Source organism: Klebsiella sp. Q2 (genome assembly GCF_009900705.1).
Classification (GTDB): Bacteria; Pseudomonadota; Gammaproteobacteria; order Enterobacterales; family Enterobacteriaceae; genus Klebsiella; species Klebsiella quasipneumoniae.
Window position 1 is genome coordinate 21,133 of the sequence record NZ_JAAABE010000008.1, and the last position, 22,535, is coordinate 43,667.

General features: G+C 56.7%; 24 protein-coding genes. 17 read left to right on the plus strand and 7 right to left on the minus strand.

Annotated elements, in window-relative coordinates; genetic code table 11:
* Nucleotides 1-37: 37 nt before the first annotated feature.
* Genes yihX through fabY form a run of 4 tightly spaced genes read left to right on the plus strand, consistent with a single transcriptional unit; the run spans nucleotide 38 to nucleotide 2,911 of the window.
* The gene (gene yihX, locus GT756_RS23865; protein WP_017899838.1) at nucleotides 38-637 is read left to right on the plus strand and encodes a glucose-1-phosphatase; all 600 of its coding nucleotides are present in this window, start codon (nucleotides 38-40) and stop codon (nucleotides 635-637) included.
* Nucleotides 631-1,491, plus strand: coding sequence for a virulence factor BrkB family protein (locus GT756_RS23870; protein WP_004203625.1), 861 nt, complete (start codon nucleotides 631-633; stop codon nucleotides 1,489-1,491). The genes yihX and GT756_RS23870 overlap by 7 nt, the downstream gene beginning before the upstream one ends.
* Complete coding sequence (gene dtd, locus GT756_RS23875) at nucleotides 1,488-1,925, plus strand: D-aminoacyl-tRNA deacylase (RefSeq protein WP_004203627.1); 438 nt, start codon at nucleotides 1,488-1,490, stop codon at nucleotides 1,923-1,925. Before GT756_RS23870 ends, dtd begins: the two co-directional genes overlap by 4 nt.
* Nucleotides 1,926-1,969: 44 nt before the next feature.
* Nucleotides 1,970-2,911, plus strand: a complete 942-nt coding sequence (fabY, locus tag GT756_RS23880) for a fatty acid biosynthesis protein FabY (protein ID WP_025999202.1) — start codon at nucleotides 1,970-1,972, stop codon at nucleotides 2,909-2,911.
* A gap of 11 nt (nucleotides 2,912-2,922) precedes the next feature.
* Here fabY and GT756_RS23885 read toward each other — a convergent pair whose 3' ends face one another.
* The 5 genes from GT756_RS23885 to fdnG all read right to left on the minus strand — a co-directional run bounded on the left by GT756_RS23885 (nucleotide 2,923) and on the right by fdnG (nucleotide 9,688).
* Complete coding sequence (locus tag GT756_RS23885) at nucleotides 2,923-3,840, minus strand: alpha/beta hydrolase (RefSeq protein ID WP_135730636.1); 918 nt, start codon at nucleotides 3,838-3,840, stop codon at nucleotides 2,923-2,925.
* A gap of 324 nt (nucleotides 3,841-4,164) precedes the next feature.
* Nucleotides 4,165-5,094, minus strand: a complete 930-nt coding sequence (fdhE, locus tag GT756_RS23890; protein WP_004203631.1) for a formate dehydrogenase accessory protein FdhE — start codon at nucleotides 5,092-5,094, stop codon at nucleotides 4,165-4,167.
* Nucleotides 5,091-5,726 (minus strand): formate dehydrogenase cytochrome b556 subunit, encoded by a 636-nt coding sequence (gene fdoI, locus GT756_RS23895; protein WP_004203632.1) that lies wholly within the window; start codon nucleotides 5,724-5,726, stop codon nucleotides 5,091-5,093. The genes fdhE and fdoI overlap by 4 nt, the downstream gene beginning before the upstream one ends.
* Complete coding sequence (fdxH, locus tag GT756_RS23900; RefSeq protein ID WP_002882822.1) at nucleotides 5,723-6,625, minus strand: formate dehydrogenase subunit beta; 903 nt, start codon at nucleotides 6,623-6,625, stop codon at nucleotides 5,723-5,725. The genes fdoI and fdxH overlap by 4 nt, the downstream gene beginning before the upstream one ends.
* 12 nt (nucleotides 6,626-6,637) lie before the next feature.
* Nucleotides 6,638-9,688 (minus strand): formate dehydrogenase-N subunit alpha, encoded by a 3,051-nt coding sequence (gene fdnG / locus GT756_RS23905; RefSeq protein ID WP_085956538.1) that lies wholly within the window; start codon nucleotides 9,686-9,688, stop codon nucleotides 6,638-6,640.
* A 156-nt stretch (nucleotides 9,689-9,844) separates the two neighbouring features.
* On the opposite strand from fdnG, the gene fdhD reads away from it, so the two are divergent.
* The 9 genes from fdhD to GT756_RS23950 all read left to right on the plus strand — a co-directional run bounded on the left by fdhD (nucleotide 9,845) and on the right by GT756_RS23950 (nucleotide 16,273).
* The gene (fdhD, locus tag GT756_RS23910; protein ID WP_049093257.1) at nucleotides 9,845-10,681 is read left to right on the plus strand and encodes a formate dehydrogenase accessory sulfurtransferase FdhD; all 837 of its coding nucleotides are present in this window, start codon (nucleotides 9,845-9,847) and stop codon (nucleotides 10,679-10,681) included.
* A gap of 128 nt (nucleotides 10,682-10,809) precedes the next feature.
* Nucleotides 10,810-11,022, plus strand: a complete 213-nt coding sequence (locus GT756_RS23915; RefSeq protein WP_004203637.1) for a YdgH/BhsA/McbA-like domain containing protein — start codon at nucleotides 10,810-10,812, stop codon at nucleotides 11,020-11,022.
* A 389-nt stretch (nucleotides 11,023-11,411) separates the two neighbouring features.
* Nucleotides 11,412-12,392, plus strand: a complete 981-nt coding sequence (locus GT756_RS23920; protein ID WP_004203638.1) for a 6-phosphofructokinase — start codon at nucleotides 11,412-11,414, stop codon at nucleotides 12,390-12,392.
* 11 nt (nucleotides 12,393-12,403) lie between these two features.
* Complete coding sequence (locus GT756_RS23925; protein ID WP_004203640.1) at nucleotides 12,404-12,718, plus strand: PTS sugar transporter subunit IIB; 315 nt, start codon at nucleotides 12,404-12,406, stop codon at nucleotides 12,716-12,718.
* A complete protein-coding gene (locus tag GT756_RS23930) occupies nucleotides 12,711-14,078 on the plus strand; it encodes a PTS sugar transporter subunit IIC (protein WP_004203642.1) in 1,368 nt (455 codons plus the stop codon). Before GT756_RS23925 ends, GT756_RS23930 begins: the two co-directional genes overlap by 8 nt.
* Nucleotides 14,065-14,907 (plus strand): class II fructose-bisphosphate aldolase, encoded by an 843-nt coding sequence (locus GT756_RS23935; protein WP_025999201.1) that lies wholly within the window; start codon nucleotides 14,065-14,067, stop codon nucleotides 14,905-14,907. Before GT756_RS23930 ends, GT756_RS23935 begins: the two co-directional genes overlap by 14 nt.
* A 59-nt stretch (nucleotides 14,908-14,966) precedes the next feature.
* Nucleotides 14,967-15,236, plus strand: coding sequence for a hypothetical protein (locus GT756_RS23940; RefSeq protein WP_004203644.1), 270 nt, complete (start codon nucleotides 14,967-14,969; stop codon nucleotides 15,234-15,236).
* A 9-nt stretch (nucleotides 15,237-15,245) separates the two neighbouring features.
* Entirely contained in the window at nucleotides 15,246-15,683 is a 438-nt protein-coding gene (locus tag GT756_RS23945) for a PTS sugar transporter subunit IIA (protein ID WP_004203645.1), read from the plus strand.
* The gene (locus GT756_RS23950) at nucleotides 15,680-16,273 is read left to right on the plus strand and encodes a hypothetical protein (RefSeq protein ID WP_004203646.1); all 594 of its coding nucleotides are present in this window, start codon (nucleotides 15,680-15,682) and stop codon (nucleotides 16,271-16,273) included. The genes GT756_RS23945 and GT756_RS23950 overlap by 4 nt, the downstream gene beginning before the upstream one ends.
* Here GT756_RS23950 and GT756_RS23955 read toward each other — a convergent pair.
* Both GT756_RS23955 and GT756_RS23960 read right to left on the minus strand, forming a co-directional pair.
* A complete protein-coding gene (locus GT756_RS23955) occupies nucleotides 16,270-16,593 on the minus strand; it encodes an AzlD domain-containing protein (protein WP_004203647.1) in 324 nt (107 codons plus the stop codon). The two genes, GT756_RS23950 and GT756_RS23955, sit on opposite strands and share 4 nt — an antisense overlap.
* Nucleotides 16,593-17,252, minus strand: a complete 660-nt coding sequence (locus GT756_RS23960; protein ID WP_032431168.1) for an AzlC family ABC transporter permease — start codon at nucleotides 17,250-17,252, stop codon at nucleotides 16,593-16,595. The genes GT756_RS23955 and GT756_RS23960 overlap by 1 nt, the downstream gene beginning before the upstream one ends.
* Before the next feature lie 99 nt (nucleotides 17,253-17,351).
* Here GT756_RS23960 and GT756_RS23965 point away from each other — a divergent pair, with 99 nt between their 5' ends.
* From GT756_RS23965 to GT756_RS23980, 4 genes are all read left to right on the plus strand, one after another.
* Entirely contained in the window at nucleotides 17,352-17,900 is a 549-nt protein-coding gene (locus GT756_RS23965; protein ID WP_002882865.1) for a helix-turn-helix domain-containing protein, read from the plus strand.
* Nucleotides 17,901-17,990: 90 nt separating this feature from the next.
* On the plus strand, nucleotides 17,991-18,986 hold the full coding sequence (locus tag GT756_RS23970) for a substrate-binding domain-containing protein (protein WP_032455457.1): 996 nt from the start codon (nucleotides 17,991-17,993) through the stop codon (nucleotides 18,984-18,986).
* Between the two features lie 114 nt (nucleotides 18,987-19,100).
* Entirely contained in the window at nucleotides 19,101-21,224 is a 2,124-nt protein-coding gene (locus GT756_RS23975; RefSeq protein ID WP_004203653.1) for an alpha-galactosidase, read from the plus strand.
* A 41-nt stretch (nucleotides 21,225-21,265) separates the two neighbouring features.
* Nucleotides 21,266-22,531, plus strand: a complete 1,266-nt coding sequence (locus tag GT756_RS23980; protein ID WP_004203654.1) for an MFS transporter — start codon at nucleotides 21,266-21,268, stop codon at nucleotides 22,529-22,531.
* Nucleotides 22,532-22,535: the final 4 nt, after the last annotated feature.

Consider the following 22,535-nt stretch of genomic DNA (forward strand, 5'->3'; position numbering starts at 1 on the left):
CTAAAGTTAATTTTCCACGGCGCGGAAGGAGACGAAAATGCTCTATATCTTTGATTTAGGTAATGTGATTGTCGACATTGACTTCAACCGGGTATTGGGGGCCTGGAGCGATTTAACCCGCATCCCGCTGGCGACGCTGAAGCAGCATTTCACCATGGGAGAGGCTTTCCATCAGCATGAGCGCGGCGAGCTCAGCGATGAAGACTTTGCCGCCGCCATGTGTCATGAAATGAATATGTCCCTCAGCTATGAGCAGTTTGCTCACGGCTGGCAGGCGGTGTTTGTCGCGCTGCGTCCGGAAGTGATTGCGATCATGCAAAAACTGCGTGCCCAGGGCCATCGCGTGGTGGTGCTCTCCAATACCAATCGTCTTCACACCACGTTCTGGCCGGATGAATACCCGGAAGTGCGCGCTGCCGCCGATCGCATCTATCTGTCACAGGAGATGGGAATGCGTAAGCCTGAAGCGCAAATTTATCAGCGAGTACTGGAAGAAGAGGGCTTTTCCGCCGCAGATACGGTCTTTTTTGATGATAACGTCGATAATATAGCAGGGGCTAACCGGTTGGGGATCACCAGCATTCTGGTGACCGGGAAGAAGACCATCCCTGACTATTTCGCGAAACAGCTATGCTAAGAACCGTTCATCAAAAATTACTCCACCATACCCGGCCGCTGCTGGCGTGGCTAAAGCTGCTGTGGCGGCGTATTGATGAAGACCATATGACGACCCTGGCGGGGAACCTCGCCTATGTGTCATTACTGTCCCTGGTGCCGCTGATTGCCGTCGTGTTCGCGCTGTTTGCGGCCTTTCCCATGTTCTCCGAAGTCAGCGTGCAGATCCGCCATTTTATTTTCGCCAATTTTATTCCGGCGACCGGGGATGTGATCCAGGGGTATATCGAGCAGTTCGTCGCCAATTCCAGCCGCATGACCGCCGTAGGCGCCTTTGGCCTGATCGTCACCTCGCTGCTGCTGATGTACTCGATCGACAGCGCGCTAAACACCATCTGGCGCAGCACGCGCAGTCGCCCCAAAGTTTACTCCTTTGCCGTTTACTGGATGATCCTGACCCTTGGTCCGCTGCTGGCGGGCGCCAGCCTGGCGATCAGTTCCTATCTGCTGTCGCTGCGCTGGGCAAGCGACCTGGACGGCGTAATTGATAATCTGCTCCGCCTTTTCCCGCTGATCCTCTCCTGGGCGGCATTCTGGCTGCTCTACAGTATTGTACCCACCACCCAGGTACGTAACCGCGACGCGGTGATCGGGGCGCTGGTGGCGGCGCTGCTGTTTGAGGCAGGTAAAAAAGCGTTTGCCCTCTATATCACCACCTTTCCGTCCTATCAGCTCATTTATGGCGTGATTTCGGTGGTGCCGATTTTGTTCGTCTGGGTGTACTGGACCTGGTGTATCGTCTTGCTTGGCGCTGAAATTACTGTCACTCTCGGTGAATACCGCAAACTTAAAACAGAAGAAACAGAACAACCATGATTGCATTAATTCAACGCGTATCCCGTGCAAGCGTTACCGTGGCGGACGAGGTGACGGGCGAAATTGGCCCGGGGCTTCTGGTGCTGCTGGGGGTCGAAAAAGACGATGATGAACAAAAAGCGAATCGCCTCTGCGAGCGCGTGCTGGGCTACCGCATCTTCAGCGATGCGGAGGGGAAAATGAACCTGAACGTTCAGCAGGCGGGCGGCAGCGTGCTGGTGGTTTCGCAATTTACGCTGGCGGCGGATACCGAGCGGGGAATGCGGCCAAGCTTCTCGAAAGGCGCCGCTCCTGACCGCGCTGAGGCGCTGTATGAGTATTTCGTCGCCCGCTGTCGCCAGCAGGAAATGAACACCCAGACCGGAAGATTCGCTGCGGATATGCAGGTTTCTTTGGTCAATGATGGTCCCGTGACCTTTTGGTTGCAAGTATGACCCAGCTTCCGGGCAGGCTGCGGGTAACAAAAGAGAGTACGACTATGTATCACCTTCGTGTACCGCAAACAGCAGAAGAGTTAGAGAGCTACTATCAGTTCCGCTGGGAGATGCTGCGTAAGCCGCTGCATCAGCCTAAGGGTTCGGAACGTGACGCCTGGGATGCGATGGCGCATCATCAGATGGTGGTGGATGAAGAGGGCAACCTGGTGGCTGTCGGCCGGCTATATATCAATGCAGAGAATGAAGCCTCCATTCGCTTTATGGCCGTTCATCCCTCGGTGCAGGATAAAGGGCTGGGTACGCTGATGGCGATGACCCTGGAGTCCGTCGCGCGTCAGGAAGGGGTTAAGCGGGTCACCTGTAGCGCTCGCGAAGATGCGGTGGAGTTTTTCGCCAAGCTCGGCTTTATCAATCAGGGGGAGATCACCACCCCGACCACCACGCCGATCCGTCATTTCCTGATGATTAAGCCGGTCGCATCGCTGGACGACATTCTCCACCGTGGCGACTGGTGCGCGCAGCTACAGCAGGCGTGGTATCAGCATATCCCGCTGAGTGAAAAAATGGGCGTGCGCATTCAGCAGTACACCGGGCAGAAATTTATTACCACCATGCCGGAAGCGGGAAATCAGAATCCGCACCACACGCTGTTTGCCGGCAGTTTGTTCTCGCTCGCCACCTTAACCGGATGGGGGCTTATCTGGCTGATGCTGCGCGAGCGGCACCTGGGGGGCACCATCATTCTGGCGGATGCGCATATTCGCTACAGTCAGCCTATTAGCGGCCGCCCCAGCGCCATCGCCGATCTCGGTTCGCTGAGCGGCGATCTCGACCGTCTAGCGCGTGGGCGTAAAGCCCGCGTGCAAATGCAGGTGGAGCTTTTTGGCGACGATAAACAGGGCGCCGTTTTCGAGGGGATCTACATCGTGCTGCCGGCGAAGCCCTTTGGCTCTTACGAAGAGGGCGGCAACGAGGAAGAGTAAGCCGCGGGCGGTTATCGTCCTGGCGATGCTAAGCGCCAGGCGATATCCCGCATGGCATCTCGCGCGGCGCGGCTGATCCCACCCAGCTGAAAGAAGCCGTGGATCACCCCCAGATAGCGCTGACAGGAACTCTCCACCCCTTGCGCCATCAGCCTTCGATGCAGCGCTTCGCCCTCGTCGCGTAAAGGATCGAACTCCGCCGTCAGAATATGCACCGGCGGCAGACCGTGAAAATCGTCGCGCCAGAGCGGACTGGCATCCGGATGGTTCGCTGGCGTCGAGGCGAGGTACATTTCATAGCCGCTCAACAACGTGTCCCGGGTAATCACATAGTCAGCGCCGTTGCTGACGTAGCTCGCCATGCTGGCGGTGGGGTCGAGCATGGGATAAATCAGAATCAGTTGCGCGGGTTGCCACGCCGCATTCGCTTTCAGGCGCAGGGCCGTTACCAGAGCGAGGTGCCCGCCGGCGCTGTCGCCAGCCAGTGTGATGCGTGAGGCGTCAACGCCAAGCTGCTCCGCGTGCCGGTGGATGATCATGACACCTTGTTCTGCGTCATCGTGCGCCGCCGGAAAGGTATGCTCCGGCGCCAGGCGGTACTGCACGGCGATCACCCGGCAACCGCTGAACCAGGCTAGCTGGCGGAGCTGATTGTCGTGGGTGGCAAAGCCGCCGCTGACAAAACAGCCGCCGTGATAATACACAATGGTGGGTAGTAAGCCGTTGCTTTTTGGCGGCGAGACGACGCGCAAGGTCATGCCATCGAGCGCGATGTCTTCAACCTGCACCCGCATTTCTGTTTCCCCTGCGAGAACGGCGCTGGCGAGATAGCCGTTTCTCCGGTCATCAATACTCTGTTCTCGCGATGATGGCCGCCCCGCAGCAATAAACTCCTCAACCAGCGAAGCAATCCCTTTTTCCAACGTCATGGCAAGTCCCTTTTACTGGGTTAATATCCAGTGTTATAGCCTGGTTATTGCGAAAAAGATATACCGAATAAAGCCGCGATCGCATTGTGGAAAGCGGCTCGCAGAAGCGTATTTCTCAGCAAAGATCTGCTTTTTCTTCGTTTTTATCAGGTGTAATTTGCTCGTTATCCGGTGCGCCGTAATACCTTGTCCTTCTGAACAGCACCCTAAAAGTTGAACAATATCTGGAGAAGCAGAAACGGGCTAAGGAGAGCATTTCCGGCGTGTTCACACCGTATGAATGATAACGAGCGACCTGAGTCGCCCGTTATAGGAGCGCAGAACTTATTCCCCTTCGCCGGGGAACATGAACGGGTTAATTGAGCTTCTGGCGAAGCCTTCCTGCTCCATGCGGGCGTCAAGCACCAGGGATGCCAAATCGTCGGCGACGGCTTCGACTTTCGGATCCTTCTCCTGATACATAATCTTCAGGTAAGTTCCGCAGTCGCCACAGCTTTCGGCTTTCACCGCAGCCTGCTCGTTGTCCAGCGACCAGTAGTGCAGATCGCGGCTCTGTTCGCAGTTGCTACATTTGACGCGTACCACGTGCCACTCGGTTTCGCACAGATTGCAGTGCAGATAGCGTAGCCCCTGGGTGGTGCCGATCTGCACGATGCTGGAGACCGGCATCGAGCCGCACACCGGGCAGAACTGGCGCTGTTCGCCGTATTCAGCGCGCGCTTTCCCCGGAATCAGGCTGGCCATCTGCGCCCAGTAGAGCGACAGCGCGGCCCAGATGAACGGCGCTTTATCGCTGCTGACCGAGGCGAAGTCGGAAGCAAACAGCGCGCTGGCCATCTGCTCCAGCTCCTGCTCAGAGGCTTTTTCCAGATTTTCAATGACCGCCAGCGCTGGGCCGCTCATCTCCGGCTTCAGCTCGGCAATCAGCGAGTGCAGCAGCTTGTGCCAGTGTTTGTCGCGCGGCAGGACGTGGATATCCAGCGGCGGCTTGCCCTGTTCGCTGGCCGCTTTAATACGGGCGGTGAGATCCATCTGCAGCGGATGGTCGTACAGCACCACTTCCTGGGCATGGGCGATCAGCGCGGCAAAGCGCAGGTAATCGCCCAGCGGGTTATTGGCGGCCAGCTCGCGCAAACGTTCAGCGCGGCGGTTATACAGATTTTTCAGCCTGGGGAACAGTAGCGGCGGAATTGCTTCCGCCGTGCGTTTCTCGCTCGAACCCAGCTCGTCTTGCGGGATTATGCGAATACTCATTCAGATGACTTTTCCTGTTTCTGGCGGACCTCTCGGTACCAGCGCGGGTGATGTTTCTTCGCCCACGTACTGGTGACCCAGCCTTCCACCATCGCGGTAATGGTGCCTTTCACCCAGAGGGCGGCGTAGATATGCACCATGATAACCACAATTAACGCCACTGCGGCAAATGAATGCAGCATCAGCGCAAATCGGATCACCGGGATTGAGAAAGCCGGCGCAAAATACGGACGCCAGATGATCACACCGCTCACCAGCAGCAGTACCAGGAAGATAATCGCCGCCCAGAATACGCATTTCTGGCCGAAGTTATAGCGCCCGGTATCGCCCACCTCCTCGTTGACGACGATCTTACGAATATTCTTCGCCCAAAAGATATCATCCCGATTGATTAGGTTGTGGTGCCAGTAACGGAAAAACATGATGATGAACGACGCGAACATCACCACCCCGACGAACGGGTGGAGAATTCGCGCCAGCTGCGGCGTGCCGAGGATATGCATCAGCCAGTTAAAGGACGGGAAGAAAAAGCCTAACCCGCTTACCGCCGCCAGGATGAAGCAGAAGGCGGTGACCCAGTGGTTGATGCGTTCCGGCGCCGTGTAGCGCACGATGGTGTCACGTCTTTTCATTTGCGCACCTCGTCTTTCTCTTCATGCAGGTTGTCCTCTTCCTCTTCCGCGCGGTTCGGACCGACGCCGACGTAGTGGAAGATACTGGCTGCGAAGGTCGCGGCGAAGCCGACGGCCGCCAGCGGTTTCCAGATGCCTTTCCAGAACTTGACGGTCTGGCTGATCTCCGGGTTTTCCGGCAGGCCGTGGTACAGATTCGGCTTATCGGCATGGTGCAGCACGTACATGACGTGGGTACCGCCGACGCCGGCCGGATCGTACAGGCCCGCATTGTCGTAACCGCGGGTTTTCAGTTCAGCTACGCGCTCGCCGGCCAGCGTTTTCATATCCTCTTTGGAGCCAAAGTGGATGGCGCCGGTCGGGCAGGTTTTCACGCAGGCCGGTTCCTGGCCGACGGTGACGCGGTCTACGCACAGGGTACATTTGTAGACGCGGTTGTCTTCCGGGTTCAGACGCGGCACATCGAACGGACAGCCGGCGATACAGTAACCGCAGCCGATGCACTGCTCGGACTGGAAATCGACGATGCCGTTGGCGTACTGAATGATCGCGCCTTCTGATGGGCAGGCCTTCAGGCAGCCCGGATCGGCGCAATGCATGCAGCCATCTTTGCGGATGAGCCATTCAAGCTTGTCGTTTTGCTCCACTTCCGAGAAGCGCATCACCGTCCATGACTTGGCGGTCAGGTCCGCCGGGTTGTCATACACCCCAACGTTGTGACCGACTTCATCACGAATATCGTTCCATTCGGAGCAGGCCACCTGACAGGCTTTGCAGCCGATACAGGTGGTGACGTCGATAAGCTTCGCCACCTCCTGCTGGTGGTCCCGCGCCTGAGGCGCGGGGGTGAAACCGTTAGTCGCGGAACGACGAATAATATCTTGCGATTGATAAGCCATAAGTCGTCTCCGTTACACCTTTTCCACGTTCACGAGGAAAGCTTTGAACTCCGGCGTCTGCGTATTCGCATCACCGACGAACGGCGTCAGGGTATTGGCAATAAAGCCTTTTTTCGCCACTCCCTCATAGCCCCAGTGAATAGGAATGCCGATGGTATCGATATCCTTACCGTCAACTTTTAGCGTGCGAATACGTTTGGTCACCACCGCCTTGGCCTTAATGTAGCCGCGGTTGGAGGAGACCTTGACGGTATCGCCATGGCTGATGCCGAGTTTATTCGCCAGTTTTTCACCGATCTCCACAAACTGCTCCGGCTGCGCGATGGCGTTAAGCAGCGCGTGCTTGGTCCAGTAGTGGAAGTGCTCAGTCAGGCGATAAGTGGTGCCGACGTACGGGAATTTCTCCGCTTTGCCCATCTGCTCGAGATCGCCTTTGAAGACGCGAGCGGCCGGGTTAGAGACCACGTTCGGGTGCAGCGGGTTAGTCCCGAGCGGCGTTTCAAACGGCTCGTAGTGTTCCGGGAACGGTCCTTCCGCCATCTTATCGATAGCGAACAGACGGCCCATCCCTTCCGGCTGCATGATAAACGGACCGACGTCGCTGCCAGGCGCAGCGGCGCTGTAGTCCGGAATATCCACGCCGCCCCATTTCGCGCCATCCCACTTCAGCAACTGACGCTTCGGATCCCACGGTTTACCCTGCGGGTCCGCGGAGGCGCGGTTATACAGGATGCGGCGGTTGAGCGGCCATGCCCATGCCCAGCCCAGCGTATTGCCGAGGCCTGACGGATCGGCGTTATCCCGGCGCGCCATCTGGTTACCTTCCGGCGTCCAGCTTCCGGCGAAGATCCAGCAGCCGCTGGAAGTCGTGCCGTCGTCGCGTAGCTGTGCGAAGGAGCTCAGCTGCTGGCCTTTCTTGACGATCACCGCGCCGGTTGCCGGGTCGGTAATATCCGCCAGCGCTTTACCGTTGCTCTCCATCGCCACTTCTTCTGACGCCGGCTCGTGTGGCGTGGAGTAGTTCCACGTCATGTTGAGAACTGGCTCTGGCGCCGGGCCACCCTCTTCGGCATACATCTTACGCAGGCGCGTAAAGATACCGGCGAGGATTTCACCATCGGTGACAGCGATCCCCGGGGCGTCCGCGCCTTTCCAGTGCCACTGCAGCCAGCGGCCGGAGTTGACGATAGACCCATTCTCTTCGGCGAAGCAGGTGGACGGCAGACGGAACACTTCGGTCTGGATTTTCGACGGGTCAACATCGTTCGACTCACCGTGGTTTTGCCAGAAGGTGGACGTTTCGGTATTGAGCGGGTCGATGGTCACGAGGAACTTCAGCTTCGACAGGGAAGCGACGACCTTGTTTTTGTTCGGGAACGAGGCGACCGGGTTAAAGCCCTGGCAAATATAGCCATTCACTTTTCCCTGATTCATCATCTCGAAGTACTGCAGAACGTCGTAGCTCTTATCCCATTTCGGCAGCCAGTCAAAGCCCCAGCTGTTTTCTGCGGTCGCTTTATCGCCGAAGAAGGCTTTCATCATGGAGACGAAGAACTTCGGATAGTTGCCCCAGTAGTTGACCTGGTCTTTCAGCAGCGGCTTCGGCGTGTTAGCCGTCAGGTAGGTCTGCAGGTCGGCCTGTTTTTCGTTCGGCAGCGACATGTAGCCTGGCAGGCTGGTGGAGAGCAGGCCGAGGTCGGTCAGACCCTGGATATTGGAGTGGCCGCGCAGGGCGTTGACGCCGCCGCCCGCCATCCCCATGTTGCCCAGCAGCAGCTGGATCATCGCCATGGTGCGGATGTTCTGCGCGCCGATGGAGTGCTGGGTCCAGCCGAGAGCGTACAGGAACGATGCGGTCTTATCCGGCGCGCTGGTTTCAGCAATGTATTCACAGACTTTGAGGAAGTCGGCCTTCGGCGTACCACAGATGTTTTCGACCACATCCGGGGTATAACGGGAAACGTGCTGCTTCAGCAGGTTCCAGACGCAGCGCGGATGCTGCAGCGTAGTATCGCGTTTGGCGAAGCCGTTTTCGTCCAGCTCATAGTTCCAGCTGGTTTTGTCGTACTGGCGTTTTTCTGCGTTATAGCCGCTGAACAGCCCGTCGTCGAAGCTGTAGTCCTCACGCACGATCAGGCTGGCGTTGGTGTAGGCTTCGGTGTATTCGCGGTTGAATTTTTCGTTATTCAGCAGATACAGGATCACGCCCGACAGGAAGGTAATGTCGGTACCGGAACGAATCGGGGTATAGAAATCAGCCACCGACGCTGTACGCGTGAAGCGCGGATCGATAACGATGAGTTTGGCACCGTTATGGATTTTGGCTTCCATCGCCCAGCGGAATCCCACCGGATGCGCTTCAGCGGCGTTACCGCCCATCACCACGATCAGGTTGGCGTTCTTAATATCCACCCAGTGGTTGGTCATCGCACCGCGACCAAATGTTGGAGCAAGACTTGCTACCGTTGGTCCGTGTCAGACACGCGCCTGGTTATCCACCGCCAGCATCCCGAGGGCGCGGGTGAATTTTTGCGTTAAATAGCCGGTTTCGTTACTGGAGGCGGAGGCGCACAGCATCCCGGTGGTCAACCAGCGGTTGACGGTGGTGCCAGCGTCGTTTTGCGCGATAAAGTTGGCGTCGCGGTCCTCTTTCATCAGCTTGGCGATGCGATCGAACGCTTCGTCCCAGCTGATTTGCTGCCATTTATCGGAGCCTGGCGCGCGATATTCCGGGAATTTCAGGCGGCTTTCAGAATGGATAAAGTCCACCAGACCAGCCCCTTTCGGACAGAGCGCACCACGGTTGACCGGATGATCCGGATCGCCTTCGATATGGAAAATGGATGCTTTGGCGTTTTTCGCGCCGTCGCCGAGGCTATACATCAACAGCCCACAGCCGACAGAACAGTATGTGCAGGTGTTACGGGTTTCGCGCGTGCGCAGCAATTTGTACTGCCGTGTCTCCGCGAGCGCAGTCGCCGGGGCAAAGCCCAGCGCTGCTGCCGTGGTTCCCGCCATACCGCCAGCGCAGATCTTAAAGAACTGCCTTCTGCTGACCTGCATGGTTCGCTCCTTGTTTCGACATTGTCACATGTAGTTATTTGCTTTGCGGTGAGAGCCGCAAAGGTTCAGAATTAGGGCATATTTCCCTCATTCCTGAAGGGATAAAAACAGAATACCACATTGTGTGTATGCCTGTTCCAATACGGTTAAAGCAAAGTGAATAAGAAGCCTCTCGAACAAATCGAAAATGTGACGAATGTCACAGGATATCGCCAGGTCTCCCTCTGGAAGCGCGAGGATCTGCAACATCCTCAGCCAGATGAGTTAGCGGAAGAGGTACCGGTCGCGCTGGTCTACAACGGTATCTCCCACGTGGTGATGATGGCCACGCCGAAAGACCTGGAGCCGTTCGCCGTCGGCTTCTCCTTATCCGAAGGGATTATTGAGCATCGGCGGGAGATTTTCGGCATGGACGTGGTGTCGGTATGCAACGGCCTTGAGGTGCAGATTGAACTCTCCAGCCGGCGTTTTATGGGGCTCAAAGCCCGGCGTCGCGCGCTGGCCGGGCGCACCGGCTGCGGGGTCTGCGGCGTCGAGCAGCTCAATGATATTGGTAAGCCGGTTCAACCGCTGCCGTTCACTCAGACGTTCGATATCGCCAATCTCGACCAGGCCCTGGCGCATCTTAACGACTTTCAACCGGTCGGCCGACTCACCGGCTGTACCCACGCGGCCGCCTGGGTCCGGTCGACGGGCGAACTGGCGGGCGGTTTTGAAGACGTCGGCCGGCATGTGGCGCTGGATAAACTGCTGGGCCGGCGGGCGGAAATCGGCGAGGGCTGGCAGCAGGGCGCCGCGCTGGTCTCCAGCCGCGCCAGCTATGAAATGGTGCAGAAAGCCGCGATGTGCGGGGTCGAGATCCTGTTCGCGGTATCAGCAGCCACCACCTTAGCGGTGGAGGTCGCCGAGCGCTGCAACCTGACGCTGGTGGGCTTTTGCAAGCCGGGCAGGGCGACGATCTACACCCACCCGCAGCGTTTGATCGCGGGTTAAAAGTTAATCAGTAAATTTGAATAATGACAGCAAATCCTTCCGCTTTTTGTTTGGTGATGTGCGGGCTACTATTTAACACATCAAGGCACAACGCCTTATCTAAACAACTAAATGAAAGGGTTTATATCATGAAAAGCATCAAAACTTTTGTCGCAGTAATCGCTATGGCCGCCTCTTTTGCTTCCTTCGCCGCTGAAACCGTCACCGCTACCGCTGCAACGATGGACGGCGCGGAAGCGAAAATCGCCGCACAGGCCCAGGCAGCAGGCGCTTCGTCTTACAAAATTACCGAAGCGTTTACCGGCAACCGCGTGCATATGACTGCGGAACTGAACAAATAAGCGTAACGCTACTGTCGAAAGAGCGCCTCAGGGCGCTTTTTTTGTTTCCATTTCGGCAAAAAACAGTCACTATTCCCCACCGCCGCGAAAAAAATGTGGCAGTACTCACGTTTCCGTTCTTTTCTTAACTCCCCATTATTACCGCCAATGAAACATCTTCATTGTTGAATATCTCGATATTTTAACGCTATGAAATATAAAGATATTAAAAAGGAAAAGCGATGAAGAACACGCTTCGCATGTGTGATCTTTGTCACAAAAATAAACCCGCCGTTGCGACTGTCAACTATTCATGTACGTAATTTAATACGCATTATGTGATCTCCATTGCAAATAGAAGTCTTGCAGTCAGGGAAAAATGTCGTCAGGCAAATGAGCGAGGAGGCGTCATGAAAATTGGCATCGTTATTAGCGGCGGGGATGTTTCGGGAATGAATAATTTTATATTCCAGATTGCCAGGCAGGCTGATGCCGATATCACGCTGTTTAATGGCGGTATTCCTGGCCTGCTGGAGAAAAATCATCAGGATATCGCGTGGCGCGATCTGGTTGATTTCTCCATTACCGCGGTGCCGATCATTACCTCCGGACGAACCAGTCGCAAACTACAGCGCAGCGAATATGAAATGATTGCTAAAAAACTGAAATCGCTGCGTATTGACGTGCTTATTATGGCCGGGGGGGACGGCAGCCTGCAGTTTCTCAATACCCTAAGTGAATTTGATATTAATTGCTTTGGCGTGGGAATGACTATCGATAATGACGTGTATGGCAGTGATTATACGATTGGTTTTTCCACGGCCTGCGAGCAGATTATTAAAGAAGTCTCCCGTTTAAGAAATACCGGAAGAGCGCTGCCGGGGCGGGTTTTTATGGTTGAGATATTAGGAGGTTATTGTGGAGAATTAACGTTACAGTCCGCCATTAAATGCAATGCGGATATTGCCCTGATCCCGGAGGCGCAGATGCCGCTGGCCATGCTTGCGGAGCGGATTACCCGGAAGCTGAGCACGCAGAACAGCGTCGTTATCCTCTGCTCAGAAGGCTACACCAAAGAATACTCTCCCGGCTTTCAGGGAGCCATTGATACCATGATCAAACAGCTGGAACCGCAAATCGGCGTCCGAATCCGTAAAACGATTGTCGGTTATGGCCTACGCAGCGGTGACCCGACCTGTGAAGAGATTTATCAGGGCACCATTATGGCCAGTGAAGTGGTTCGCTGTATTCAGTCAGGTATGAAAAATAAAGCCATAATAATTAATTCCAGTAACAAACCTATTCCGATTGATTTAGTCAGTATGAAAAAACGTCTGGTCGATACTGAAGGACATCATTATAAACTTGCCAAGCAACTCAATATTATTTGAGGAGACCCTCCATGCTGAAAATTTTATGCGTATGTGGCTGCGGCCTCGGTTCAAGCTTTGCCATTGAAATGACGGCGAAGGCAGTTTTAAAAAAGCTGGAAATTCCCGCTCATATTGAACACACCACCGTATCCGAAGCCGGAGCCTTTAAATCGGATATGATTTTGACGCAAAAAACCTTTGCCGACATCTTAACCGCCGATGCTACTGAAGAGGAAATTAAACGCGTCGTGGTGCTCAATAAGCTTACGGATAAAGAGGAAATTGAAACCAAGATCGTCGCATTCTTAAAAGAACGTCATCTGAAGGTGGCTGATTATGAATAGCTTCGTTGCGTTTATCGTTAAGGATTTACTTGGCCAGGCATCCATTCTTATTGCTTTTATTGCCATGCTTGGCCTGATCCTGCAAAAGAAATCGCCGGGCAAAACCGCGGAAGGGACGTTTAAAACGCTGCTTGGCTTCTTAATTATGATGGCCGGGATCAACATCATTGTCGCCACGCTAACCTTTCTGAACGATATCTTCACCCAGGGATTTGGCATGAAAGGCTATATTACCGATGTGGCCGCCATCGCCGGGTTAGCGAATCGGGAATTAGGTTCGGAAGTGGCGCTGACGCTGCTGGTGATCTTTGCCGTCAATATTATTATCGCCCGTCTGACGCCGCTTAAATATATTTTCCTGACCGGCCAGGCGCTGCTGTGGATGGCGACGATCGGCGCCGTGATTGGCTATAAGTCCGGGCTCACTGGCGTACCGCTGATTTTAACCGGGGGCATCTTCGGCGGCGTGATGGCGGTGTTAATGCCGGCCCTGGCGCAGCCGGTGGTCAGGCGCATTACCGGATCTGACGACGTGGCCCTGGGGCACTTCTGTACCATCGGTTATCTGGTGCAGGCCGCCGTCGCAAAGGTCGTCGGCAAAGGCTCCCGCTCCACGGAAGATCTCGAGCTGCCTGATAACTTTAAGTTTCTGCAGGATACCTATCTGGCCATGGCGGTGGTGATGGTGCCGATGTATCTCATCCCGGCTATCGCGGCGGGCCCCCAGTACATCGCGCAGTTCTCCGGCGGGATTAACTACCTGATGTATGCCTTTATGCAGTCCATTCAGTTTGTCGCCGGGGTCTTTGTCCTCTATAGCGGCGTGCGTTTATTGCTCAATGAGCTGGTGCCGGCCTTTCGCGGTATTGCGATGCGTATTGTCCCGGATGCGAAGCCGGCTCTTGATTGCCCGGTACTGTTTCCTTATGCGCCGAATGCGGTGATTGTCGGATTTCTGGCGACGACCGTCGGCTCGATTATCGGCATGCTGGTTTTCCCGATGTTCGGTCTGGCGATGATCCTCCCCGGGCTGTTAACCAACTTTTTCGCCGGCGGCACGGCAGGGGTTTTTGGCAACGCGCTGGGCGGACGCCGCGGGGCGATGATCGGCGGGGTTATTCACGGTCTGTTTATCACGTTTCTGCCGGCCATTCTGGTGCCCATGCTGGAGAGCTATGGCTTTACGGGCGTCACCTTCAGCGACTCTGACGTCATCAGCTCGGGTCTGGTATTAGGCCACGCCTTCCAGAATAACTGGCTCTTTGTCGCCTTATTTATTGTGTTTGTCGCCGCACTGGCATGGTTTGTCAACGGGAAATCCGCTAAGCCGAAAGGGGAAAATGTTCATGAGTCTGTATAATTTCAATGAGATTTTAAAAATTGCCCAAGCGAGAAATTTTAAAGCGATTGGCTCGTTTAACTTGCACTGTATTGAGATGCTGCCGGCGTTTTTCAAAGCCGCGCAAAACAGCCACAGCCCGTTAATGATCCAAATTTCAACCGGGACCGCGGAGTACCTCGGCTATCGTTTGCTGGTCGACGCCGTGCGTTCATTAGCGGACAGTGAAAATATTCCAGCCTGTCTGCATCTTGACCACTGCTCAGATATTAAGGCCATCGAGACGGCAATGAACGCGGGCTTTTCGTCGGTGATGTACGACGGCTCACATTTAAGCCTTGAGGAAAATATCGGTAATACGCGGATTGTGGTGGAGATGGCCCGCCCGCGCAATATTACGGTAGAAGGCGAACTGGGGGCGATCGGCGGGTCTGAGGATGGAAAAGCGGTGGCGGCGGAAGATATCTGTTTTACCACCGTCGAAGACGCGAAACGCTTTGTGGAAGAGACCCAGGTCGATATGCTGGCCGTTTCGGTAGGCACCGTGCATGGCCTCTACACCGGTAAAGCGCAGATACAGCACCAACGGCTGAAACAGATTAGCGCGGCGACCGGCGTGCCGCTGGTGCTGCATGGCGGTACCGGCGTAAGCGATGAGGATATGCGGCTGGCCGTCACCGAAGGGATTAATAAAGTGAACGTCGGGACGGAAATGAACGTGCAGTGGGTTGACCGCTGTAAAACGACGTTTGAGAAAGGGAAGGTGAATGACAGCGTACGGAAATTCTTAATTCCCGCCAACCAGGCGGTCACTGATGTCTTAATGGAAAAAATGGCGTTATTTAAATAACGTTTTCTCCTTTACTCTCTATTTCATTGCCCTGTCTTCCGCCAGGGAGGGAACTTGCTATGTTTGAATCATTGAAAACGTTGTGGAAAAAAGAACAAACCCCGCTGCAGGATTATGATCAACAGTCCCGTCAGTTGGCGGAGGAAATTGCCAGGCTGGAGGGCGAACTACAGCGCCAGCCTGGCAATAGCGAGGTGCAAAAAACATTGATGCTGACTTACAACCGGGCGCTATCGATATATGCCAAAAGCACCGCCCACCGGCAGGATATCGATACGCTGTTTCTGCAGATTGATAATTTACGCAATATTATTCGCCGCAATATTTAGGAATACAGAATGACCATAAAAGAACTGCTTATTGAGGCCGATGCCATTCAGGTTGGCGTTGTGGAGTCCGACTGGCAGCGGGTAATAAAGCTGGCTGCCCGCCCGCTGGAGGCAAAAGGCTTTATTTCGACGGAATATAGCCAGGCGGTGATCGACAATACCCTGAACCATGGCGCCTATTACGTCTTCGATGAAGGTATTGCTATCCCCCATGCCCGACCCGAGTGCGGCGTCAGACGCAACTGCTTTAGCCTGGTGCTGCTGGAAAAGCCGATTCCTTTTGCGGACAGTGAAAAAGCCGACATTGTCATTATGTTTGGCGCCCGGGACAGCAATGCGCATATCGAGGAGGGGATCCGCTCCATCGTCGCGCTGCTGGATAACAATGACACGATGGCCAAACTGCGGATGGCCCGCAGCCGGGAGGAGGTTGTCGCATTACTATGAACAGACATCTGACCCCAGTCTGCAAAACGGCTATTTTAATCAACGGCATTCCGGCCTCGGGGAAGAGTACCATCACCCGTTTGCTGGCGGAGACCTTCAGCCTGCCGGTATTGACGATCGACGGCATCAAAGAGCCGTTTATGGCGCGTCTGGCCCCGGTCGACCGGCCAATGAATCGCCAGCTGGGCTGTGCGGCGTATGAGGTGATCTGGTCGATTGTCGGCGCGTCGCCTGCCAGCATGGTTTGGTTGATCGACGCCTGGTTCGGCTTTCAGCCCCGGGAGACCTTGCAAAAATTGCTGCGGCAGGCGGGCGTGGAGCAGGTGATTGAGATCTGGAACCATATCTCCCCCGAGCTGGCGGTCGCGCGCTATGCCTCGCGGCTGGCGACGCGGCCGCCGGGCCACCCCGGCGAAGAGTATCTGCCGGAGCTGGCCCAGCTGGCCGGGCGTGCGCAGCCCATGTCTTTAGGACCCCTTCTGACGATAGACCAGCAGCGCCCGCTGGAGATAACGGCGGTTATTCACTGGCTTGAAGGCACAATTAGCGGACAACGCACCGGTTTGGCGAATTACGCCTACCCGTCCTAGGACATACCCGCCAGCCGCAGCAGCGCCGTCACCACCGCCGCGGCGATAATCACGCCGATCAGCGGCACCTTGCGCCAGGCGAGAAATACAGCGACAGCCACGCCCAGAACGCGCGCCATGCCGGCGAAATGCGCGCCTTCATAGAAAGTGGTGGCCAGGGCGACGGAAAAAAGCAGCACCGTCGCCGCATCGGAAAGCAGCGCCTGCGAGCGCTCGGAAAATGCCAGCCGATTACCAAGCTTCGCGCCGCCAAGACGCATCAGATAGGTTCCCAGCGACAGGATGGCGATACCGGCGATAAACAGCGTCATATTGCCCATTATTTTTTCCTCGACAGTAAACCAAACAACGAGAGCAGCACCGGCAGCCCGGTAGGCGCAAACGGCACGGCAGCAAGCGCCAGCGCGGCGCCGCTGACGGCGCGGATCAGCGTGGTACGGTTTTTAAAGGCCGGGATCACCAGCGCCAGCAGGATTGCCGGGAAGACCGCGTCAAGCCCGATGGTTTCCGGCGCCGGCAGCAGTTTGCCGACGGCGGCGCCGGTGAGCGTACCCAAAGGCCAGATCAGCGCTACGCCGGCGCCGCACAGCCAGTAGGCCGCTTTGCGCTGCGCGGGGGTGGGCTGCGACAAGCCAAAGACCACGCTCTCGTCGTTCATAATGTGGCACCCGATAAAGCTTAAGGCGCGCCGACCAACCAGTTCGCGCACGGTCACCCCGAAAGGGATATGGCGCGCGTTGACTAACAGGCCGGCGGCGGCGGCGGCCAGCGGGCTACCGCCGCTGGCGACAATACCGATAAACATAAATTCAGAGGCGCCCGCCAGCACGGACACCGAAAGTACGAGCGGCACCCATAAGGGGAAGCCGTAAGCCACCGCCAGCGACCCATAGGACATGCCTACCACCCCGACGGCGAGGCAAACTAAAACAATCGCTTTTATCGTGTCTCCGCTGAGACTGGAGAGAGTTTGTTTCATATCACTTAGCCATATCGAACGAATTTCCATTATAATGAACACATAATGGTCGTTTTTCAAGACGAACAAATCGTTCGATATAAAAAACAAGGGGCGGGTATGACACAGCCAATCAGCGTTATCGCCAAAAGTCTGGTGCGGGAGCGGGCGCGGACCGGGCTTTCGCTGGCGGAAGTCGCGCGTCGGGCGGGTATCGCAAAATCCACGCTATCGCAACTGGAGTCCGGCAACGGTAATCCGAGTCTCGAAACGCTGTGGTCGCTCTGCGTAGCGCTGGATATTCCATTTGCCAGGCTGCTTGAGCCGCAGGTGAACAAAACTCAGGTGATCCGCCGCGGCGAGGGGACAAAAGTGGTGGCGGAGCAGGCGAACTATCAGGCTATTTTGCTGGCCGCCTGTCCACCCGGCGCGCGTCGGGACATCTATTTGCTGCTCACCCAGCCCGGCGCCGACCGCATTTCGCATCCGCATCCGCCAGGCTCGGTGGAACATATTATCGTGACCCAGGGGCGGGCGCGGGTAGGGCTGACGTCGGCGCCGGAAGAGCTCGGTGAGGGCGACTATATCTGCTATCCGGCGGATCAGGAGCATGTGTTTCAGGCCCTGGAGCCGGATACGCAGGCCCTGCTGATCGCTGAGCAAAACTGACATCGCACCGGCGGGTGTCGCGCTCTCGCTGGACGCCATAGCCGTATTGCGGGACACTAGCCGCATTCTTCCGCGAAGACAGGCATACCTATGTCGCTGAAAGCCATTGCTAAAGAACTTGGGATCTCGGTAACGACCGTCAGCCGCGCGTTAAACGGCTATGATGATGTGTCGCAGGAGACCCGTGCTCGCGTGGAGGCTGAAGCGCAGCGTCGCGGATATCGGCCAAACACGTTCGCGCGTCGCCTGAAAATGGGCAAAATCGACGCCGTTGGCCTCGTTTTCCCCGTGCGCCCCGCGCCGCTGAATAACAACGTCTTTCTCGAAATGGTGGGAGAAATCAGCCACGAGCTGGCGCGCTATGAGATTGATTTACTGCTGATCGCCGATGATGAACAGGCCGATAAACACGGCTATATGCGCATGGTGCAGAGCCGTCGCGTCGATGCGCTGATCGTCGCGCATACCCTGGACGACGACCCGCGCCTGATTCAGCTGCTCTCTTCCGGCTTTCCTTTTCTCGCGCTGGGCCGTAGCCGCCTGCCGCAGCCCTACGCCTGGTTTGATTTCGATAACCAGGCGGGCACGTATCGCGCCACCCGTCATCTGATTAGCCAGGGGCACCGGCGCATCGCGCTGCTGAGCGAAAATAATAATCAGGCGTTTATTACCCAACGCCGCAACGGTTACCTGGAAGCGCTGCGCGAAGCGGGCCTGGCGGAAACCTGGCTGCGCAGCGTGCCGCCCACCCGCCGCGGCGGGTTTCAGACAACGATGGAGCTGCTGCGCTTGCCTGAACCGCCAACGGCGATTGTCACCGACTGCAATACCCATGGCGACGGCGCGGCGATGGCCCTGGCTCAGCTCGGACGTCTTACCGGCGCCGATCGCGTCTCACTGGTGGTCTACGACGGTTTGCCGCAGGATAGCATCATCGACACCCCGGTGGGCGCGGTGGTTCAATCCACCCGACAGGGGGTGGGCCGCCAGATAGCCACGATGGTCCGCCGCTTAATTGCCGGCGAAGATCTGACCTCGCTTCAGGTGCTCTGGCAGCCCGAATTCATTCCCGGCGAAACCGCCTGATAATTCTCTCCACAGATTAATTTCCTGAACTCGATCACGGATCCGAAACGTTTTGGTTGGCGTCCGAAACGTTTCGGATCAACAGTAAGACATTCCTTGATATGGAGATGTCTAATGTCAGATTCGATTATACGCCTGCAAAGCGCAACGGTTGACGTGGTGATCAAAGCCCGCCCTTTCGCCGAAATTATCTACTGGGGGCCGCATTTAAGCCACTTTTCGCCGCAGGATGCCGACAGCCTGACGCGACCGGTCGCCAATGGCCGCCTCGATGTCGATTCCCCGGTCACTTTAATGGCGGAACTGGGCCATGGTCTGTTTGGCGCGCCGGGCATTGAAGGCCATCGCCAGGGGCTGGATGCCTCGCCGATTTTCGCCACCAGCAAAGTGCGGCACGAGGGCCAGACGCTAACCCTGGTCAGCGAAGACCCGCATGCCGGCCTGCGTTTGTACAGCGAGATCGCATTGGATGCCAGCGGTGTGTTGAGCGTGCGCCATGGCGTGACCAATCTGCGCGTCAGCCCATGGCAGGTGGATCGCCTGGCGGTCACGCTGCCGGTCGCCGAACGCGCTCGTGAGGTAATGGCTTTCCATGGCCGCTGGATCCGCGAGTTTCAGCCTCACCGCCTGACCCTGGAGCACGACAGCTTTGTGCTGGAGAACCGCCGCGGGCGCACCTCTCACGAACATTTCCCGGCCCTGATCACCGGCAGCCACGCCTTTAGCGAGATGCAGGGTGAAGTCTGGGGCGTGCATCTGGCCTGGAGCGGTAATCATCGCCTGCGGGCGGAGGTGAAAACCGATGGCCGCCGCTATCTGCAGGCCGAGGCGCTCTATCTGCCGGGCGAAATGGCGCTGGCAGAAGGGGAAACCTTGTGGACGCCTTACCTGTATGCCAGCTACTCGGCGAACGGGCTGAACGGCATGAGCCAGCAGTTCCATCGTTATCTGCGCGAACGGATTATTCGCTTCCCGGGCAACAAGCCGCGCCCGGTGCATCTCAACACCTGGGAGGGGATCTATTTCGACCACGATCCGGACTACATCATGCGCATGGCGGATGAAGCGGCGGCCCTGGGCGTGGAGCGTTTTATCATTGACGACGGCTGGTTTAAAGGACGCAACGACGACTGGGCGGCGCTCGGCGACTGGTATCTCGATGAGAAAAAATACCCCCACGGCCTGACGCCGGTTATCAACCACGTGAAATCGCTGGGGATGGAGTTCGGTATCTGGGTGGAGCCTGAGATGATTAACCCGGATTCCGATCTGTATCGGGCACACCCTGATTGGGTGCTGGCGCTTCCGGGCTATACGCCGCTTCCCGGGCGTCATCAGTTTGTCCTGAACCTGAATATTCCGGAAGCCTTTGATTATCTGCTGGAGCGGATGAGCTGGCTGCTGGGCGAACATGCGGTGGACTACGTGAAATGGGATATGAACCGCGAGCTGGTGCAGCCGGGCCATAACGGCAAAGCCGCCGCCGATGCGCAGACTCGCCAGTTCTACCGCCTGCTGGATACGCTGGTGGCCCGCTTCCCGCATATTGAATTTGAATCCTGCTCCTCCGGCGGCGGTCGTATCGATTATGAAGTCCTCAAGCGCAGCCATCGCTTCTGGGCTTCTGACAACAATGACGCCCTTGAGCGCAACACCATCCAGCGCGGCATGAGCTACTTCTTCCCGCCGGAGGTGATGGGCGCGCATATCGGTAATCGCCACTGTCATGCCACCTTCCGCCAGCACAGTATCGCCTTCCGCGGCCTGACGGCGCTGTTCGGTCATATGGGGCTTGAGCTGGATCCAGTGAGCGCCGATGAAGAAGAGCGCGCCGGGTATAGGAAATACGCGGCTCTGCATAAGCAGTGGCGCGACGTGATCCATCACGGCGTGCAGTGGCGGATGGATATGCCGGACGCCACCACCCTTGCTCATGGCGTCGTCAGCCCGGATAAAGCGCAGGCGATTTTCCTCGTCAGCCAGCTGGCGATGCCGGACTACACCCTGATGGCGCCGCTGCGCCTGGCGGGGCTGGAGGCGAGCGCCCGCTATCAGGTGACGCTCCTCGATCATCCGAACATTCAGATCACCGGCGAGGGCGGCCACACCATGCGGAAGCTGCCGGCATGGATGACGACGCCGCAGACGGTGAGCGGTGAGTGGCTACAGCAGGCGGGGCTGGCGCTGCCCATCCTCGACCCGGAAAGCGCCATTCTGATTGGCCTGCAACGCGTGTGATGGTATCGGGCCGCGTCGCGGCCCTTCTTGAGGAAAATATAATGAACCCGACCGTCTGTACCCACAAAAACAACCCCAACTTCTGGATTTTCGGGCTGTTCTTCTTTCTCTACTTCTTCATCATGGCCACCTGCTTTCCGTTTCTGCCGATCTGGCTGTCGGATGTTATCGGCCTGAATAAAACTGAAACCGGCCTCGTTTTCTCCAGCCTGTCGCTGTTCGCCATCTGTTTCCAGCCGGTTCTCGGGGTGATCTCAGACAAGCTGGGGCTGAAAAAACATCTGATGTGGATCGTGACCGTTCTGCTGGTGCTGATTGCTCCCTTCTTCCTCTATGTTTTCGCGCCGCTGCTGAAAACCAACATCTGGCTCGGGGCGCTGAGCGGCGGCGCCTATATCGGCTTTGTATTCTCCGCAGGCGCCGGCGCGATGGAGGCCTATATCGAACGGGTAAGCCGCAACAGCGGGTTTGAATACGGCAAGGCGCGCACCTTTGGTTGTCTGGGATGGGCGCTGTGCGCCACCACCGCCGGCATGCTGTTCAGCATTAATCCCGAATGGGTGTTCTGGATGGGGTCGGCCGCCGCGCTGCTGCTGGTGGTGCTGGTGGCTATCGCCAAACCGCAGGCCAGTCAGTCCGCGCAGGTAATGGACTCGCTCGGCGCCAATCGCCCGGCGATCGATTTAAAAACGGCGGTGCGCATGTTCCGTCAGCGGAAGATGTGGATGTTTATTCTGTATGTTATCGGCGTAGCCTGCGTGTATGACGTTTTCGATCAGCAGTTCGCCACCTTCTTCAAATCGTTCTTTGCGACCCCGGAAGCAGGCACCCGTGCCTTTGGTTTCGCCACCACCGCGGGAGAAATATGTAACGCCATCATTATGTTCAGCTCGCCGTGGATTATTAACCGCATCGGAGCGAAGAATACCCTGCTGATCGCCGGGATGGTGATGGCGGCCAGAATGATTGGCTCTTCCTTCGCCACCACCGCCGCGGAAGTGGTGGCGCTGAAGATGCTCCATGCGCTGGAAGTGCCGTTCCTGCTGGTGGGCGCCTTTAAATACATCACCGGCGTGTTTGATGTCCGGCTGTCGGCGACCATTTATCTGGTGGGCTTCCAGTTCGCCAAACAGGTGGCGGCGATCTTCCTCTCCGCCTTCGCCGGCAATATGTATGATCGGATCGGCTTCCAGGAGACCTATATGATCCTCGGCGGAATAGCCCTGACGGTCACCTTAATATCCGCGTTTACGTTAGCGGGCAAGGCGAAAAGTGAGCCGCTGCGCGATAATGCGATGACCGTTTAATTAT

Bases quoted from the DNA above. Each gene is read 5' to 3' on its own strand.
- yihX (WP_017899838.1), top strand. From the start codon at position 38: ATGCTCTATATCTTTGATTTAGGTAATGTGATTGTCGACATTGACTTC.
- GT756_RS23870 (WP_004203625.1), top strand. From the start codon at position 631: ATGCTAAGAACCGTTCATCAAAAATTACTCCACCATACCCGGCCGCTG.
- dtd (WP_004203627.1), top strand. From the start codon at position 1,488: ATGATTGCATTAATTCAACGCGTATCCCGTGCAAGCGTTACCGTGGCG.
- fabY (WP_025999202.1), top strand. From the start codon at position 1,970: ATGTATCACCTTCGTGTACCGCAAACAGCAGAAGAGTTAGAGAGCTAC.
- GT756_RS23885 (WP_135730636.1), bottom strand. From the start codon at position 3,840: ATGACGTTGGAAAAAGGGATTGCTTCGCTGGTTGAGGAGTTTATTGCT.
- fdhE (WP_004203631.1), bottom strand. From the start codon at position 5,094: ATGAGTATTCGCATAATCCCGCAAGACGAGCTGGGTTCGAGCGAGAAA.
- fdoI (WP_004203632.1), bottom strand. From the start codon at position 5,726: ATGAAAAGACGTGACACCATCGTGCGCTACACGGCGCCGGAACGCATC.
- fdxH (WP_002882822.1), bottom strand. From the start codon at position 6,625: ATGGCTTATCAATCGCAAGATATTATTCGTCGTTCCGCGACTAACGGT.
- GT756_RS23915 (WP_004203637.1), top strand. From the start codon at position 10,810: ATGAAAAGCATCAAAACTTTTGTCGCAGTAATCGCTATGGCCGCCTCT.
- GT756_RS23920 (WP_004203638.1), top strand. From the start codon at position 11,412: ATGAAAATTGGCATCGTTATTAGCGGCGGGGATGTTTCGGGAATGAAT.
- GT756_RS23925 (WP_004203640.1), top strand. From the start codon at position 12,404: ATGCTGAAAATTTTATGCGTATGTGGCTGCGGCCTCGGTTCAAGCTTT.
- GT756_RS23930 (WP_004203642.1), top strand. From the start codon at position 12,711: ATGAATAGCTTCGTTGCGTTTATCGTTAAGGATTTACTTGGCCAGGCA.
- GT756_RS23935 (WP_025999201.1), top strand. From the start codon at position 14,065: ATGAGTCTGTATAATTTCAATGAGATTTTAAAAATTGCCCAAGCGAGA.
- GT756_RS23940 (WP_004203644.1), top strand. From the start codon at position 14,967: ATGTTTGAATCATTGAAAACGTTGTGGAAAAAAGAACAAACCCCGCTG.
- GT756_RS23945 (WP_004203645.1), top strand. From the start codon at position 15,246: ATGACCATAAAAGAACTGCTTATTGAGGCCGATGCCATTCAGGTTGGC.
- GT756_RS23950 (WP_004203646.1), top strand. From the start codon at position 15,680: ATGAACAGACATCTGACCCCAGTCTGCAAAACGGCTATTTTAATCAAC.
- GT756_RS23955 (WP_004203647.1), bottom strand. From the start codon at position 16,593: ATGGGCAATATGACGCTGTTTATCGCCGGTATCGCCATCCTGTCGCTG.
- GT756_RS23960 (WP_032431168.1), bottom strand. From the start codon at position 17,252: ATGAAACAAACTCTCTCCAGTCTCAGCGGAGACACGATAAAAGCGATT.
- GT756_RS23965 (WP_002882865.1), top strand. From the start codon at position 17,352: ATGACACAGCCAATCAGCGTTATCGCCAAAAGTCTGGTGCGGGAGCGG.
- GT756_RS23970 (WP_032455457.1), top strand. From the start codon at position 17,991: ATGTCGCTGAAAGCCATTGCTAAAGAACTTGGGATCTCGGTAACGACC.
- GT756_RS23975 (WP_004203653.1), top strand. From the start codon at position 19,101: ATGTCAGATTCGATTATACGCCTGCAAAGCGCAACGGTTGACGTGGTG.
- GT756_RS23980 (WP_004203654.1), top strand. From the start codon at position 21,266: ATGAACCCGACCGTCTGTACCCACAAAAACAACCCCAACTTCTGGATT.